The sequence below is a fragment of the Nonomuraea sp. NPDC052129 genome, from assembly GCF_040680095.1.
In the GTDB taxonomy this organism is placed as follows: Bacteria; Actinomycetota; Actinomycetes; order Streptosporangiales; family Streptosporangiaceae; genus Nonomuraea.
This window is the reverse complement of the sequence record NZ_JBFAVX010000005.1, coordinates 65,367-80,221: the sequence shown is the minus strand read 5'-3', so window position 1 is coordinate 80,221 and position 14,855 is coordinate 65,367. Positions and strand designations below refer to the sequence as shown.

Sequence of the window (14,855 nt, the reverse complement as noted above, 5' to 3'; positions counted from 1 at the left end):
GTCACTCGACGGGCGGCGATCGGCACAATTCGCGGCATGTTCCAACATCCGAACGGCCGCCACCACGAGATCCGCGGCCACCGCCTCTGGGTGGAGCAGGACGGCGCGGGCCCCCCGGTCGTCCTGCTGGCCGGGCTCGGCCCGGCCGGTTCGCACGTGGTCTTCCACCCGCACTTCGACGCGCTGGCCGCCGACCATCGGGTGATCTACGTCGACCTCCACGGCCGCGGCCGCTCCGACCGCCCGGCCGACCTGGGCGAGATCACCTTCGCCGGCGACGTGGCCGACGTCACGGCCCTGCTCGGCGAACTCGGCCCCGCGCACCTGTACGGCTTCTCCTACGGCGGCCTGATCGCCCAGGCCGTCGCCCTGGACCACCCGCACCTCGTCACGACCCTCACTCTGGCCAATTCCCTGCACAGCCCGGAGATGTGGCAGCTCAACCACGCCAACATCAACCGCGAACTGGCCGCCCAGCTCCCGGAGACCTGGGAGCGCATCCAGGCACTGCGGCGCTCCGGCCTGCGGTCCACGTCCGCGCCCATGCGCGCGGAGTTCGCCGCGGCGGCGCCGCTGATCAGGTTCTACGATCCCGCCAACGCCGCCCTCCTGGCCACCGAGCCGGGCGCCCGCAACGAGGAGCTTTATCCGCTCTTCTGCGGTGACGACGTCGATTTCGTGATCGGTGGTCAGGTGGCGGCGATTCCGGACTTCCGGCCGCGGCTCAAGGAACTCGCCGTCCCGCTGATGGTGGTGGCGGGGCGGTACGACCGGGCGTTGTATCCGGCGTTGCAGCTCGACTTCCAGCGGTTCGCCCCGCAGGCGCGCTTCGAGATGCTGGAACGCAGCGGCTCCTTCGGCCATGTCGAAGAGCCTGGGACCGTGCTGGGCCTGCTGCGTGAGTTCTGGCGGGCCTCATGACGAATCCTCCAAGCTCCGCGACCACTGATGAACCGCCGCGCTCTCCGGTGGCACAGGTGACACGCCGGACGGCAGACCGTGACTTCGGTCTGCTCTGGGCCGGGCAGTCGTTGTCGCTGTTCGGCGACCAGTTCATGACGCTGACGCTGCCACTGCTGGCCGTGACCATCCTGGGCGCTTCCCCAGCTCAGGCGGCGTTGCTGCCGTTCGCGCTGTTCGTCCCCTTCCTCCCGCTCGGCCTGCCGGCCGGGGCCATCGTCGATCGGCTGCCCCGCCGTACCGTCATGCTGGTCTGCGACGGGGTGCAGGTGCTGGCGTTCGGCGCGATCTGGGTGCTGGCCGCCCTGGGCGGGCTGACGTTTCCGCTGCTGTTCGCGCTGATCCTGGTGAGCGGATGCGCGGTGGTGTTCTTCCAGGTCGCGTACACCTCCTACCTGCCCAGCCTGTACGACGAGGCGGACGCGCTGCATCGCGGCAACACGCGGCTGGCCCTGTCGGAGTCGGCGGCCAAGGCGCTGGGGCCGATGGCGGCCGGGCCGGTCATCGCGGTGCTCGGCCTGGTCGGGGCGATCGCCGCCAACATGGTCAGCTTCGCGGCGTCACTCACCTCGCTGGCGCTGATCCGCCACCGCGAGAAGGGCACCGCCGAGCTGGGCTCCGGACGTGAGCCCGGCTGGATGCGGCGCGACATCGCCGAGGGGCTGCGGTTCGCGCTCCGGCACCCGGTCCTCCGGCCCGTCCTGGCGTGCGGCACGGTCTATGTCCTGGCACTGTCCATGGTCGAGACGAGCCTGGTGCTGTACTGCCGCAACGTCCTGGGCCTGTCCCCCGGCTGGATCGGCGTGGTGATCGGCGCCGCCGCGGCGGGGTACCCGATTGGGAACCTCCTGTCGACCCGGCTGATCCGCCGTCTCGGCTCGCCCCGCACCCTCGTCCTGGCCGCGTCGGTGTCCGTCCTGGGCATCGTCGCCATGCCCGCGCTCGGCTCCCTGGGCGGGACACCCGGCGCGATCGGGCTGGTCGCGGGGAGCATCGTGCACTGTGTCGGCGAGGGCGCCTTCAGCCCCACATCGATCACGATGCGCCAGGTCCTCACCCCGGCGGCCCTGTTGGGCCGGGTCGGTTCGGTGCAGCGATTCCTCCTATGGGGTGCCATCGCGCTGGGCAGTCTGCTGGCCGCCGCGGCGACCGCTCTGGGTGGGCTCGCCGCCGCGGTGTGGATCGGCGCGCTGGGCACCGTACTGTGCCTGCCCGCCCTGCTCCAGCGCGGCATCCGAGCGGCGATGACATCGACTCCGGTTTCTGGCGTTCAACAAGAGGCCACAAAAGAGTCAAACAACAGTCAGTAAAGTCCCCGTGTGTCCCTTTATGGTGTGGATCAGCATTGATCCACGGAAAGGTACGCGGAAGAACATGCGGGTCGCTCAACTACTGCTCGCGACGCTGACAGCGTCGGCCCTGCTCGCCCTCCCAGCCCAGGCGGCCGACCGGCCGTCGCGACTGCCGGCGGAGGTGAACGGCGGGGCCTGGCCGTCGGGCCACGTACAGGGGATCGCGATCGACCAGAAGAAGGGGTTTATGTACTTCTCCTTCACCAACCTCCTGGTCAAGACCGACCTCGCCGGCAAGCCGGTCGGCTCCGTCACCGGCTTCACCGGCCACCTGGGCGACCTGGACTTCAACAGCCGTGACGGCCGTGTCTACGGCTCCCTGGAGTACAAGGCCGCCAAGTCCTTCTACATCGCCATCTTCGACGTGGACCGCATCACCAGCCTCGACATGAACGCCGAGACCTCCGATGTGGTCACGGCCGTCTACCTCAAGGACGTGGTGGACGACTACAGCGCCGACATGAACGACGACGGCGTCTTCGACGGCGACACGGCCAAGACGCCGGACCACCGCTACGGCTGCAGCGGCATCGACGGCGTCGCCTTCGGCCCCGCGTTCGGCAAGCGCGGCGGCGGCGACAAGCTGACGGTCGCGTACGGCATCTACGCCAACGCCGACCGCCAGGACAACGACTACCAGGTCATCCTGCAGTACGACATCAAGCAGTGGCGCCAGTACGAACGCCCCCTCACCCAGACCGCCCCGCACACCTCGGGCCCCGACAAGTCCGACGGCAAGTACTTCGTCCGCACCGGCAACACCACCTACGGCGTGCAGAACCTGGAGTACGACGGCCACACCGGCAACTGGTTCATGGCGGCGTACAAGGGCATCAAGCCGCAGTTCCCGAACTACTCCTTCTTCATGATCGACGGCGCCAAGCCCGCCGTGATCAAGCCCATCGAAGGCCAGCCGCAGCCCGAGCGCGGCAAGACGCTGTCTTTGGTCGAGCGGGGTCTCCATGACCAGACGACAGGCATCTGGGGCTGGGAATTCGGCGGCCAGTACGGCCTGGCCTCGCTGGACGACGGCCGCTACTACGTCGCCCAGCAGGGCACGGTCGTGGAAGACGGGGTGACCAAGCAGACCGGACTCGCCCAGCTCCACCGCTGGACCGGCAAGGCCCCGGCGCCCTTCGAGCGGGTCCAGTAGCGGGTCGTACGCGCTCGCACAGCTGGGCCGTGTCCTGACAGTGGTCCAGCCCGACCTGGCCCACGGCAACGACGCCATGTTCGGGGACGCACGACATGCGCGGGTGGCGATCAGGCATCGCCTCCGACTGGCGTGGTGAAGTACGGGTGCTGCCGCAGGAACGCCAGCGACGCGGCGCTGCTCTCCGTCGGAGTGGGCAGGTTGGGCACGTCCACCTCGATGACGAACCAGCCGTCGAACCCCCCGGGGAGAGCGGCGAGGACGGCATCGAAGTCGATCGCCCCGCGTCCCGGCTCGATCCAGACCTTCGAGCCGCCCGTGGCCGCCATGTAGTCCTCGTCACGTTCCCGTGCGGCGTCCGCGGCCGCGGCGTCGACGTCCTTCAGGTGAACGTTGAGCACCCGGTCGGCGTAGTCGGCGATGACCTTCTCCGGCACGGCGCCGGCCCAGCGCAGGTGGCCGGTGTCGGGGCCGAACCACAGTGCGCTGCCCGCGGTGGCATCCAGTACGGCGCGTACCTCCGGCTCGACCTCCACGGCGGAGCCGACGTGGGGGTGCAGCCCGTACCGCACTCCCTCGGCGGCGGCCGCTTCGGCAGTTGCCGCGAGCCCGTCGGCCACCACGAGCGTCCGGTCCGCGTCGTATCCGGTGCCGACGGCAGGGTGCGCGATACGGTCCATCAGCAGGTCGGTGGCGATGAAGGCGCTGTCCACGCCGAGCTCCAGGTGCGCCCGCGCGTGCCGCTTGATCGCCTCGACGGCCTCGCCGTGGCGATCCCGGTCATGGAACGGCGCGGAGAAGTAGCCAGGCGCGGCCGCGAACGAATGCTCCGCCAGCAGCGCACCGTACTCCTTCGGGGTCATCTCCGGAGGCAGCTCGATCGTCAGATGTGTGAACCCCACCTCCGACAGCGCGGTCATCGCCTCCTTCAGGACGGCCCGGTCGAGCCGGTAGCCGCCCTCGCCGAGGATCCACGGCAGCGGGTTGATCGCGGTGCGGCGCACCAGGGTCATGGGAGTCTCCTCGCAGGCTGGTCGAAGGGGTAGTCCACGAAGGCGAACGCCGATCCGTCCGGCGCCCAGTTGGGCACGTTGATCGTGCCCTGCCCGCCGTCGAGCGCGACCAGCGTGGTCGGCTCCTGCCAGGCGCCGACCGACACCAGCCGCAGCTCGACCGGCAGGTCGGCGGGGTGCCCGGTGGTGCCCGGCGGGTAGCTGAGGTAGACCGCGACGTCGCCGGTCGGAGCGACATGCGGGAACCAGTTCACGCGCTCGTCGAAGGTCAGCTGCGCCAGCTCGGTCCCGTCCGGCCGTACGCGGGCGAGTTGGGCGTGTCCGGGCGTGGTGGAGAACTGTTCGGTGTTGAACACGATCCACTCGCCGTCCGGCGTCCACTCGCATCCGTCCGCGGGGCCCGGGTCGGTCGTGACGGCGACATCTCCCCGCCCGTCGACGCCGACAGTGTGGATGGTCGCCGACGCCCACCAGTTGTCCCCTTCCGGGGTCAAGCGGACGTAGCCGAGCCGCTGCCCGTCGGGGCTGACGCCGTGCAGGAAGTGCATCCCGCCGTCATCGGTGGTGACGCGACGCGCCGGGCCTCCGGTGAGGGGGACCTGCCAGATGTGCCAGTCGTTCGCCGAGGCGAACACGGTCTCCCCGTCGGGGGCGAGGACGTGGTCATTGTTGACGTCCGGCAGCCCTTCCGCGGGGACCTCCCGGGGCGGCTCGGAACCGTCGACGGGCAGGAGCCAGAGTTTCCCGTCGCCGTTGATCAGCAGCCGGCCGTCGGGCGTCCAGTTCGGCGCCTCGTAGAGGCGATCACGCGACTCGGACACCGTACGCACGGATCCGCTGCGGCGATCCCAGACACGGATCCGGGCGCGCTGCCCGGGCCGCAACCGCCGTTGCGGCACCTTCTGCTGGCCGCTCTCTCGCTGGTCGCTCACTTACCGGCTCCTTCGGCCAGGTAGGCGCGAATGCCTTCGACGATGAGGTCATGGTCCTCCTGCGAGGACAGCCCGGAGGCGGTCGCCGCCGCGACGACCCCGGCTCCTCGTACCCGGATGGGGAACGATCCGCCGGTCACCGCGTACTCGGCGCCCAGCCATCCGGCCGCGACCGGATTCACTCCCATGGCGGACAGGCGGGCGTCCACCAGCGCGCTGCTGGCCTCCATGCGCAGGACGACGGCGGCCTTGCGGGCGATCCAGGTGTCCTGGTCGGGGGTGATCCCCGGCAGGGCGGCGCGGAAGAGGATCAGACCGGGCCGGCGGATGTCGATACCCACCTTGTGGCCGGCTTCCTGCGCGATCGCGGTGATCCGGGTGCCCAGTCGCCAGGCGTCCGCGTGGTCGAACGCGTCGAAGACCAGTTCCTGCTCCTGACGTTCCAGCGTGGTGACGAGATCGGTCATGATGGCTCTCCTTCGAGTCAGCAGGCGGCGAGCTGGGCTCGCGCCTGGTCGATGGTGTCGAGGATCGAGACGGTCTCGTCCAGCGTGTGCACGGGCGACTCGGTACGGCCTTCGCCGACGAACCGGGCCAGCGCCGTGGCCTCCCACGAGAGCCCGGCGAAGAGCTTCAGGTCTGTCGGGTCGCTCCAGGTGAGCACGGGGGCGAACGGGTTGCTGTCCGCGAGCGTGAAGGACGTGGGGGTGTAGAAGCTGCCGTCGACGCTGATCGTCGCCGCCGATCCGGCGATCACGGCGGTCATCGACGTTCGAGCCAGGATCGACGAGTACAGCGTGGACTGCGCGTCGCCCTCATGGGTGAGCACGAGCGTCGAGTAGGCGTCCACGCCCGTCTTCGTCATGCCGCCCACAGCGACGACCCGGGTCGGGGCGCCGAGCACCATCGAGGAGAACTGCACCGGATAGATGCCCAGATCCAGCAGCGCGCCGCCGCCGAGCTCAGGCCGGTAGAGGCGATGCTGCGGATCCGCCGTGATCGCCTGCCCGTGATCGGCGAGTACGACACGAACCTCCCCGAGTACGCCATCGGCGAGCAGCTTGCGGATGACCGACGTCTGGGGCAGGTAGCGGCTCCACATCGCCTCCATCACCAGCACCCCCGCGGCACGTGCCGCATCGGCCAGCGTTCGCGCCTCGGCCGCGCTCACCGTGATCGGCTTCTCGATCAGTACGTGCTTGCCCGCGGCGATCGCCGCCAGCCCGATCGACAGGTGCTCGCTCTGCGGCGTCGCGATGTAGACGACATCCACCTCTGGGTGCGTCACCAGCTGTTCCGTGGAGCCGAGCGCGACCTTGATGCCGTGCTCAGCGGCGAACGCGGCCGCCCGATCGGCCGAGCGGGACGAGACCGCGACGACGCGCTGCGCGGTGTGGGCGCGCAGCGCTTTGGCGAACTCACCCGCGATCCATCCCGGTCCTACGAGGCCCCACCGGAGCGACGGCTCCCCCGTGCCTGGCAGGTAGAGGTCGGGGTCGGGGAGATGAGTAGGCAGCATGTTCACTCCATGTCATCGACGTTCTAGAAAACTCACTTAGCACGAGCTAAAGTTACGCGCAGGTTAGCACGAGCCAAATTGTGTTGGCCGAGTTTCTGGCGTTCGGATACGAACTAAAGGAGGCGTCGATGTCGACAGAACTGCCGGCGCGCTCGCACACACCCCCCCTCCCCCTCCAGCCAGTCCGTAACTGGTACCTCGCTGCCCTCGGGATAGCGCAGTTCGGAATCTTCGTGGCGATCCTGTCGCCAGTGATCGTCAGCATGCAGCTCAAGGCGCAGGAGCTGAACCCGGACAACCCCGCATCCATCATCGGCACCGTGCTGCCCATCGGCGCGCTCGGCGCCCTGGTCGGGAACCCACTCTTCGGAGCATTGAGCGATGCGACGAAGACGCGGTGGGGGCGTCGCCGGCCCTGGCTCCTCGGCGGCGTCGTGGCGCTGCTGGCCGGCCTCGTCTGGGTCTCCGCGAGCACGAACGTGCTCACGCTGACCATCGCCTGGCTGGTCTGCCAGCTCGCGTCGAACGCGGCATCCGCGGCGCTGGTCGCGAGCTTCGCCGACAACGTCCCCGAAACACAGCGCGGCCGCGCGTCCAGCGTCCTCGCTCTCGCGCAGAACGTGTCGATCCTCGCCGGCAGCTACGGCGCCGTCCTGCTCGTGAAGAACCTGCCCATCCTGTTCGTCGCGCCCGGCGTCATCGGCGTCGCCTGCATCGTCGTCTACGTCCTCGTCACTCCCGATCGCCTCCCGGACACACCAGTCCAGCCGTTCTCCTTCGCCCGGATCCTCGGCACCTTCTGGACGAACCCCATCAAGTACCCCGACTTCGGCCTGGCCTGGTGGTCGCGGTTCTGCATGGTCCTCGGGGCCTTCATGTTCACCACCTATCGGCTGCTCTACATGCAGGGCCACCTGAGCCTCAGCGCGACCGACGCGGTCGCGGTGGTCGCCAACGGCGTGCTCTTGTACACGATCACCCTGTTCATCGGCACTGCCGTCGCCGGCTGGCTGTCCGACAAGCTCCGTCGCCGAAAGATCTTCGTCGCCGGCTCTTCACTCGTGTTCGGCATCGGGCTGGTCATCCTCGCCTTCGCCGACAGCGTGAGCGTGTTCTACCTCGCCGAGATCATCATGGGACTCGCCTTCGGCATCTACGCGGCCGTCGACACGGCTCTGGTCATCGATGTCCTGCCGGACCCCGACAAGCCGGGCAAGGACCTCGGCGTCATGAACATCGCCAACTCCCTGCCCCAGTCTCTCGCTCCCGCGCTCGGGCTCATGCTGCTGGGTATCGGCGGTGGCGACAACTACCCGGCGTTGCTCTGGGGCGCGGGCATCATCACCGCCATCGGCGCCGCGCTCATCATCCCCATCCGCGGCGTCCGCTGACCCAGCCCGTCGCCGCAGCCGGGCCGTGGCCGTGCCATCCACACGTCACGACCCGGTACGGGCGGGGCCTGTCGACTCGCGAACCACCAATTCCGTCCGCGTCGCACTCACTCGTCGCGGCTTGTCACCGCATTCGAGCCGCTCCAGCACCGACGTCAAGGTCGCCTCGACGGTGGCCTCGACATCCTGCCGAACCGACGTCAGCCGGTGGTACGACAGCGACGCCAGGTAGCTGTCGTCGAACCCGACCACGGAGATCTCGCCGGGCACCGGCACATTCGCCTGCGCGAGCACCGCCAGCACACCCACCGCGCACTGGTCGCCGCAGCACACCAAAGCAGTCGGACGCCGCTCGCGCCCCAGGATCTCGCGTGCCGCGCTCGCGCCGTTCTCCTCGGAGAAGCCGCTGGAGAGCACCTCGATCCGATCCTCCAGCCCGAACGCGGCCATCGCCCCGCGGTAGGCATCGGCCCGATCCCGGCCTACGTTCCCCCCGAGCCCGCCGACGTAGACGATGTCACGATGCCCAAGCCCCACGAGGTGCTCGATCGCGAGACGAAGACCCTCGACCTCGTCCACGTGGACGTTGTCGATGTCGGGCCTCCGCACCCACTCCCCGAGCCACACCACGGGCACAAGATCACAAGCCTCCGCCAGGGCACTCGACGCCGGATCCGGATTGAACGCGACCAGCGCCTCCACCCGTTGCTCCATCAGCTCGGCGACAACGACATCCGTCGACCGCTCAACCGTCCTCGGCCCCAGCGCCAACCCGAAGCCCTCTTCCGCCGCCCGGACGAACAGCCGCTCCACGAAACGCACCTGAAACGGATGGCGGATCTCGAACACCGCTCCGATCAGGCGCGTACGATTCTGGCGCAGCAGCCGCGCCGAGGCATTCGGCCGATACCCGAGCTCACTCGCCGCGGCGAGGATCCGCTCCTTCGACTCCGCGCTCGGCCCGGGAACATCCCGCATCACCAGCGAGACCAGCTGACGCGACACACCCACATGGTCAGCGATGTCCTGCATCGTCGGCAGCCGGCCGGAACCTTTGTGCTTCCGCGGCGTCCGCGCACCATCCACGCCGGTCGTCATACGTACCAGTCTTGCACGTGCTAATCGGGTCGCGTGTCGCAAGCGAACCGGCCGGTGCGGCCGGACCCACCTGTCTTTCGTAACGCTGTCGATCAGAGTGATGATCGGTGTCAGCGATAGTGGTGATGCGGGGCCACCACGAATCCGCAGTCCCTCGAGATGCGACCAATCCGGCCGCCTCGTCTCCTCAGAGGAGAAGGCCGAGGAGTGAGGCGTTCCACCGCGCGTTCGCCTGCCGGGCATTCCATCGGTCGCTTTCGTCGACGATCCGCATGTTCGGCTCGTTTCGGGTGCGTCTGATAAATCGCTGGCCGCCCGCCTGGCACAGTTCGTAGAAGGGGCTGCTGCACTCGCAGGTCCACGCGACGACGCGCACGTCTCGGCCGTGGTCACGCGGCGCGTTCCACGTCAGTCGCTCGGCCTGCGATTGGGCGGGGGACGGGTGCGGGCTGATGCAGTGAGGAGGAAACCACGCTTGATCAATAGTCCAGGACACTCCGGTGCACCTCATTTCACGCCCTCACGTTCTCGCCGCACCGGCGGACATGCCGCTCTTGGTGGACATCTCCACCCACACCACCTGCCGTCGGCAGCCCCCATCGCGCACGCCCCAACCGACCGCAACCGCCTCTACCAGCCACAACCCCCGCCCGCCACACTCGCCGGCGTCGGCGTTACGTACCTCGGGAACGGTCACCGCCGCCCCTTCGTCGATGACCTCGATGTAGGCCGTCGCGGCATCCAGGGAGGTAACCTCCACCGTGACGAACCCGCCAGGCTCGCCGGATGCGGTGTGCGACACGGCGTTCGTGAGCAGCTCACTCACCACCAGTTGGACATCGTCCACGTCCTCATGCCCGGCGACCATCAGCACCTCCCCCACACACCGGCGAGCCACCGACACCGAACGCGTCACCCCTGGCAATATGATCTCGGCCAGGAACAGCCCACTCATTGGGCAACCTCCACGATTCGATCGGGCGCGTTCACCTCCCATAGGAAACTCCCGACCAGCCTGCTGTGGAAGACCGCTCAGCGTGGACACACGGCCGTGTCAAGTCCCCTCCGGTCCCCTGCTGCTCCCTGAAGGTCGCCGCCATGGTGACGTTCTGCTGACCATTGCCCAACCGAGCGTTATCATGGCGCCAGGGCCCGGCCAGGTCTTCCAGGAGGCGCTGTGGACGTCGCACATCACCGCCTGACGCAGGCTCGGCAGCTACGCGGCTGGTCGCAAAAGGACCTCGCCGAGCAGGTGCTCGATGCAGGCGGTCGCGAGCACGTGAACGTGGCGACCAGCAAGAAGACGGTCTCGCGCTGGGAGCACGGCCAAGTCCCCGATGTCGTCACCCAGGAACTTCTCGTCAAGGTGTTCAATCTCCCCGAAGGCGAACACCTGCTGGCTCCGTGGCCGCTGTGGCTACCCGCTCCCGACATTCCCGAGCTGTACTATCCCTGGACCCCCAGAGGTACGGTGGAGGTCCTAGCTGATTCGCTGAGGAGCGGACGTATGGACCGTCGCGGCTTCGTCATCTTGTCCGGCGTCACCCTGACCACGCTTCTCCACGACTGGCTGATCACCGAACCCGAGATTGTCCACGCCGTTACCGGGTCCGGCCGCCGCGTCAGCACCGCGATGATCGGCCGCATTGATGAACGCATCGCCGACCTGCAACGCGCCGATGACACTCTGGGCGGCGGCGACCTGATCGGTGAAGCCGAGGCCCACCTGTCGCTGGTCACCCGCTTGCTGAGCGAGAGCTCCTACACCGAGGCCCAAGGCATCCGCCTCAACACCCAAGCAGCCGACTTGGCACGAATGGCCGGCTGGATGCGCTTCGACGCCGGCCAGCACGCCGCCGCGCAACGCTACTTCCACGCCGCCCTGCGCTCCGCTCACACCAGCGGTGACCGTCTGCTGGGCGCGAACATCCTCGCCTTCGCCGCCATCCAGCAGTACTCCGTGGGCAACCCTCACGAGGCCGACAGCATGGTCCGCACGGCTCAAGCCGCAGTACGTGGACGCAGCACCCCGACCGTCGATGCGATGCTGCACGCCCGCCAAGCCAGAGCGCTAGCCAAGACGGGCGATGCCCGCCGCTGTTACCACGCTCTGAACCAGGCCGCTGACTGCCTGAACGAAGGCACCAGCGACGACGACCCACCTTGGGCATACTGGGTCGATCGCGCTGAAGTGGACATGCTGACGGGCTCGTGCATGCTCGACCTGGGCGACCCTGTCAGAGCACAGCAGAAATTCACCGAAGCTGCCGCCGGATACGGCCCAGGCTACGTACGCGACCACTCTCTCTACCTCACCCGGATGGCCACAGCCCAACTGCAGCAGAAAGACCTCGACCGGGCCTGCGACTCCGCCGGTCAGGCCCTGAGCTTGACGGAGCACATCAGCTCCACGCGCAGTACCGACCACATTCGCGGCTTCGTTGAACTGCTGGCCCCTTACAGGACGGAGCCAGCGGCTCGCAGCTTCCTGGACCGCGCCCGCACCTTGCTCAGCATTTGACCGCTCCCTGCGATTGAACGGCTGCTAAGAGCGAGAAACTGCTCGGCTGCGCAGCCGAGCCCCGCCCTACGCCAAGAGTCGCATCAGGGGAGTCAGTTTGCACTGGTCACCGCATCTACACAGGGTGAAGTAACCGCCGAAGACCGCACCGCCGCGATCGGTGAGCAGCGCGCCGCCCAGCATGCCGACCGCCCCCACCGCCGCCATGGCGGTGCACAGCCATAGCAGTACGAGCAGGACCACGCGCGGCCAGCGCCTGTCGAACCGTACCTGGGCGGCAAGCAGGAACATGATGATCAACAGCCCGCTCCCGGCGTTGGCCCACTGAGCCGATGCCACCTCGCCTGGCTCGTAACCCTGGTAGCTCTCGGGGGCGACGTGCGGGCCGCCCGTGACCCCCAGCCGTCCCTCCAAGGCGAAGAACACCTTCGACACCACATAGAGCCCGGTCCAGCCCATGGCCGCGTAACCCATCATCCTCATGGGCGACGACTCTGCCAGCCACGAGAGCCGCCGAGACTCCCCTGCTCGGGGGAGACCGCCCCCCAAAGAGGGGGATCACCGCCCTAGTGGATCACGCCGCGGTAGTGGGTCATGTCCGGTCACGCTCTTGAAGTAGACGCCATACGGGGCAGAAGACAGTGCCGCAGCAGGAGCGCGACGCTCATTAGAGCGATAACAGAGCACGTGCTCCATAATCGTGTATCGTGGAGGGCGTCTTTCTGAGCCTAAAGTCAGGAGTTTCCATGTTCCGCAGCATGTCCAAGGGGCTGTCCCTTGTCGTCGCGACGGCCGCCATTGGCCTCGCCCTTGGCGCGGGCACGGCATCCGCACAGACGGTCGTCAAGACTTATCCCTACACCACAGCGGGCCACCGGAATTGCGAGATCGACCTCAAGCTGGCGCCGAGCGGGTACTACTGCACCACAATCAGCAACCCCAAGCGCTACGCTCTGGCCCACTAAGTTCCCAGCACGGCTGAACGCCGCCTCAGACACCTGGGGCGGCGTTTCGCATTGCCTGCCCGGCAGCGCCGGGAAAATGCCCGCTCTCATCTCGACGCACCTTCAATCGGTGATCATCCATGAGGCCGGTGGACCTAGCGTGCGCACACGGTCTGTCCACGCAGGCGATCAGGAACTACGAGGATGCCGGCATCCTGCCCACCGCCGAAAGCACCGTCCACGGCTATAGCACCTATACGCCGCCGCACGCGCAAGCCCTGCGCGGTATTTCGCTGATCGTTCATAGATGAGAAAGACCTGGTGGCGATTCCCCAGGTTTACCTCATGGGTGACCGAATGGACCGGCCGGGCGACCACGACGAGCCTGATCAAATGGCGGCCTCCCGTCACCCTCGCAGAGCCTGGTCACGTGCCTGGTAAGCGCGCTGCGCAGCCCCGGTCATACTCGTCAGTCGGCCCTCCAGCACACCGGCGTCTCGCCGATCTTCGCCTCCTGCAGTCCGATCGACGCCTTGGGTACTGCGAAAGCCGTACGAAACACGAAATACCCAGTACTGCCAGCCCCTTGGGCCGCACCTCGGCCACCAGCGAGGCCACGGCCGGCGGACCGGCTGCTCGGCCGGTGCGAACGCGAGCACGGCCTGCCGCCGGGCCACCTCGCCCTGATACCCCTGCTGGAGACGGCCTGCGCCCTACGGGAGGCGTACGACATCGCCCGGGCGGCCGCGCGAGTCGCCTACCTGGGCGCCGACACCGCGCCCGGCGGCCACGTCGAACGCGCCGTCGGCTACCGCTGGACCCCGGAGGAGACCGAGACGCTGGGTCTGCGCTCCCGCGTGCTCCTGGACGTACGGGCCGGCGGGATGCCCAACCCGGTGGTGAGCCTATGGACGCGCGTGGCCGATTTCCGGGGTGACCGTACCGACACTCAGGAGCGAGGCTCCGCGGGAGCGCGCTCCCCAATGGTGCGAGTGATCCACGAGCGGTAGTGGGTCACGTCCGTCCAGACGCCGACCCCTGGCCCGCCATCAGGATTGGTGGAGCAGCCGGCGCCGCCGCCCATCCGCTCGTCCACGTCGTCACCGTCGCGCGAGGTGGCTCCGATCAGCTCCCACCGGCCGGCGACCTTGCGGATCTGCGGGCCGCCGGAGTCACCGTGGCAGGCGCTGGCCGCGCGCCCGGCGCTGTCGCTGGTGCACAGTTCGGTGCCGCTGTTGAGGTCGACGCAACGGTTGTCGGGTACGCGTACGGTGTCGAGTTCCTGCAGCTTCTCGGAACCGTTCTCACATCTCGCCATGCTCTCGCAGGTCATGCCCCAGCCGATGACCCGGCTCGGGTCGCCCACTCGGCCAGGGGCGTCGGCGATGCGGATGGGCGCAAGGTTCACTCGGCGGTCCAGCTGGATCAGCTCCAGGTCGCCCTTGCGTTCCCCGTCCGAGTCGCGGCCGCTCCAGTCGGGATGGGTGACGATCCGCTTCACGCGGGCGACGACTCCGCCCTTGTCCCGGTCGAGGGAGCCGATGCGTACGCGGGTCTCGCCGGGTTTCATGAGGCCCTTGCAGTGGGCGGCGGTGACGACCCAGTCGGCGGCGATGAGGGCGCCGCCACAGTGGTGGTTGGGCACTTCGCTCAGCCGGAAGGACGCCATGAACGAGTAGGTCTCCGTCGCGTCCCTACCTCCGATGATGGCGGCGTGGTTCACGCCCGCAGCGGCCGTGGCGGTGGTGATCAGTGCGAGCCCTAGAGCCATGAGGGTGGCCAGCGCCATTGATCGCCTGCTGATTGCCTTGAACACAAGTCTCCTATCAGTTGGGGCGGCTGAGGAGACACTTTGAACGCTGCGAACTCAACGTGATGGCAGCCGCACCGGCCCGTGATCTGAGGGGGAAGGGGTGTTACGTGGCTGGTCAGAGGCACCTGCCACAGGCCAAGGCTACCTGCGGGTGCAAAT

The 14,855-nt window shown here is 68.2% G+C and carries 15 protein-coding genes and 1 pseudogene; 8 read left to right on the top strand and 8 right to left on the bottom strand.

Going from position 1 to position 14,855, the window contains the following annotated elements; translation table 11 throughout:
- The first annotated feature begins 36 nt into the window (after positions 1-36).
- The 3 genes from AB0L53_RS14155 to AB0L53_RS14145 all read left to right on the top strand — a co-directional run bounded on the left by AB0L53_RS14155 (position 37) and on the right by AB0L53_RS14145 (position 3,465).
- Positions 37-921: an alpha/beta hydrolase gene (locus AB0L53_RS14155; protein WP_363993266.1), complete on the top strand. Its 885-nt coding sequence runs from the start codon at positions 37-39 to the stop codon at positions 919-921.
- A 56-nt stretch (positions 922-977) separates the two neighbouring features.
- Positions 978-2,270, top strand: coding sequence for an MFS transporter (locus AB0L53_RS14150; RefSeq protein ID WP_363993265.1), 1,293 nt, complete (start codon positions 978-980; stop codon positions 2,268-2,270).
- A 64-nt stretch (positions 2,271-2,334) separates the two neighbouring features.
- Positions 2,335-3,465, top strand: coding sequence for a hypothetical protein (locus tag AB0L53_RS14145; RefSeq protein ID WP_363993264.1), 1,131 nt, complete (start codon positions 2,335-2,337; stop codon positions 3,463-3,465).
- Between the two features lie 110 nt (positions 3,466-3,575).
- On the opposite strand, the gene AB0L53_RS14140 is transcribed toward AB0L53_RS14145, so the two are convergent.
- From AB0L53_RS14140 to AB0L53_RS14125, 4 genes are read right to left on the bottom strand one after another with little or no spacing between them, the layout of a single operon-like run.
- Positions 3,576-4,478, bottom strand: a complete 903-nt coding sequence (locus tag AB0L53_RS14140; RefSeq protein ID WP_363993263.1) for a sugar phosphate isomerase/epimerase — start codon at positions 4,476-4,478, stop codon at positions 3,576-3,578.
- Positions 4,475-5,410, bottom strand: a complete 936-nt coding sequence (locus AB0L53_RS14135; RefSeq protein ID WP_363993262.1) for a hypothetical protein — start codon at positions 5,408-5,410, stop codon at positions 4,475-4,477. Before AB0L53_RS14135 ends, AB0L53_RS14140 begins: the two co-directional genes overlap by 4 nt.
- Positions 5,407-5,877, bottom strand: a complete 471-nt coding sequence (locus tag AB0L53_RS14130; RefSeq protein ID WP_363993261.1) for a heme-degrading domain-containing protein — start codon at positions 5,875-5,877, stop codon at positions 5,407-5,409. The genes AB0L53_RS14135 and AB0L53_RS14130 overlap by 4 nt, the downstream gene beginning before the upstream one ends.
- Before the next feature lie 17 nt (positions 5,878-5,894).
- Complete coding sequence (locus tag AB0L53_RS14125; protein WP_363993260.1) at positions 5,895-6,929, bottom strand: Gfo/Idh/MocA family oxidoreductase; 1,035 nt, start codon at positions 6,927-6,929, stop codon at positions 5,895-5,897.
- Positions 6,930-7,057: 128 nt separating this feature from the next.
- Between AB0L53_RS14125 and AB0L53_RS14120 the strand changes: the two genes are divergently transcribed.
- Positions 7,058-8,320 (top strand): MFS transporter, encoded by a 1,263-nt coding sequence (locus tag AB0L53_RS14120; protein WP_363993259.1) that lies wholly within the window; start codon positions 7,058-7,060, stop codon positions 8,318-8,320.
- A 45-nt stretch (positions 8,321-8,365) separates the two neighbouring features.
- Here AB0L53_RS14120 and AB0L53_RS14115 read toward each other — a convergent pair whose 3' ends face one another.
- Positions 8,366-9,418, bottom strand: coding sequence for a LacI family DNA-binding transcriptional regulator (locus tag AB0L53_RS14115; RefSeq protein ID WP_363993258.1), 1,053 nt, complete (start codon positions 9,416-9,418; stop codon positions 8,366-8,368).
- Between the two features lie 520 nt (positions 9,419-9,938).
- Complete coding sequence (locus AB0L53_RS14110; protein WP_363993257.1) at positions 9,939-10,373, bottom strand: ATP-binding protein; 435 nt, start codon at positions 10,371-10,373, stop codon at positions 9,939-9,941.
- Between the two features lie 222 nt (positions 10,374-10,595).
- Between AB0L53_RS14110 and AB0L53_RS14105 the strand changes: the two genes are divergently transcribed.
- Entirely contained in the window at positions 10,596-11,939 is a 1,344-nt protein-coding gene (locus AB0L53_RS14105) for a helix-turn-helix transcriptional regulator (protein WP_363993256.1), read from the top strand.
- Between the two features lie 66 nt (positions 11,940-12,005).
- Here AB0L53_RS14105 and AB0L53_RS14100 read toward each other — a convergent pair whose 3' ends face one another.
- A complete protein-coding gene (locus AB0L53_RS14100) occupies positions 12,006-12,422 on the bottom strand; it encodes a hypothetical protein (RefSeq protein ID WP_363993255.1) in 417 nt (138 codons plus the stop codon).
- 263 nt (positions 12,423-12,685) lie between these two features.
- Here AB0L53_RS14100 and AB0L53_RS14095 point away from each other — a divergent pair, with 263 nt between their 5' ends.
- The 3 genes and pseudogenes from AB0L53_RS14095 to AB0L53_RS14085 all read left to right on the top strand — a co-directional run bounded on the left by AB0L53_RS14095 (position 12,686) and on the right by AB0L53_RS14085 (position 13,893).
- Positions 12,686-12,904, top strand: coding sequence for a hypothetical protein (locus AB0L53_RS14095; protein WP_363993254.1), 219 nt, complete (start codon positions 12,686-12,688; stop codon positions 12,902-12,904).
- 119 nt (positions 12,905-13,023) lie between these two features.
- Positions 13,024-13,167, top strand: a pseudogene (locus AB0L53_RS14090) (MerR family transcriptional regulator); the annotation flags it as partial.
- Positions 13,168-13,416: 249 nt separating this feature from the next.
- A complete protein-coding gene (locus AB0L53_RS14085; protein WP_363993253.1) occupies positions 13,417-13,893 on the top strand; it encodes a hypothetical protein in 477 nt (158 codons plus the stop codon).
- On the opposite strand, the gene AB0L53_RS14080 is transcribed toward AB0L53_RS14085, so the two are convergent.
- Complete coding sequence (locus tag AB0L53_RS14080; protein ID WP_363993252.1) at positions 13,833-14,699, bottom strand: serine protease; 867 nt, start codon at positions 14,697-14,699, stop codon at positions 13,833-13,835. The two genes, AB0L53_RS14085 and AB0L53_RS14080, sit on opposite strands and share 61 nt — an antisense overlap.
- Positions 14,700-14,855: the final 156 nt, after the last annotated feature.

What these genes read in the sequence shown, in the direction of transcription:
- AB0L53_RS14155 (WP_363993266.1), top strand. Translation starts at nt 37, where the DNA reads ATGTTCCAACATCCGAACGGCCGCCACCACGAGATCCGCGGCCACCGC.
- AB0L53_RS14145 (WP_363993264.1), top strand. Translation starts at nt 2,335, where the DNA reads ATGCGGGTCGCTCAACTACTGCTCGCGACGCTGACAGCGTCGGCCCTG.
- AB0L53_RS14140 (WP_363993263.1), bottom strand. Translation starts at nt 4,478, where the DNA reads ATGACCCTGGTGCGCCGCACCGCGATCAACCCGCTGCCGTGGATCCTC.
- AB0L53_RS14130 (WP_363993261.1), bottom strand. Translation starts at nt 5,877, where the DNA reads ATGACCGATCTCGTCACCACGCTGGAACGTCAGGAGCAGGAACTGGTC.
- AB0L53_RS14125 (WP_363993260.1), bottom strand. Translation starts at nt 6,929, where the DNA reads ATGCTGCCTACTCATCTCCCCGACCCCGACCTCTACCTGCCAGGCACG.
- AB0L53_RS14120 (WP_363993259.1), top strand. Translation starts at nt 7,058, where the DNA reads ATGTCGACAGAACTGCCGGCGCGCTCGCACACACCCCCCCTCCCCCTC.
- AB0L53_RS14115 (WP_363993258.1), bottom strand. Translation starts at nt 9,418, where the DNA reads ATGACGACCGGCGTGGATGGTGCGCGGACGCCGCGGAAGCACAAAGGT.
- AB0L53_RS14110 (WP_363993257.1), bottom strand. Translation starts at nt 10,373, where the DNA reads ATGAGTGGGCTGTTCCTGGCCGAGATCATATTGCCAGGGGTGACGCGT.
- AB0L53_RS14100 (WP_363993255.1), bottom strand. Translation starts at nt 12,422, where the DNA reads ATGAGGATGATGGGTTACGCGGCCATGGGCTGGACCGGGCTCTATGTG.
- AB0L53_RS14095 (WP_363993254.1), top strand. Translation starts at nt 12,686, where the DNA reads ATGTTCCGCAGCATGTCCAAGGGGCTGTCCCTTGTCGTCGCGACGGCC.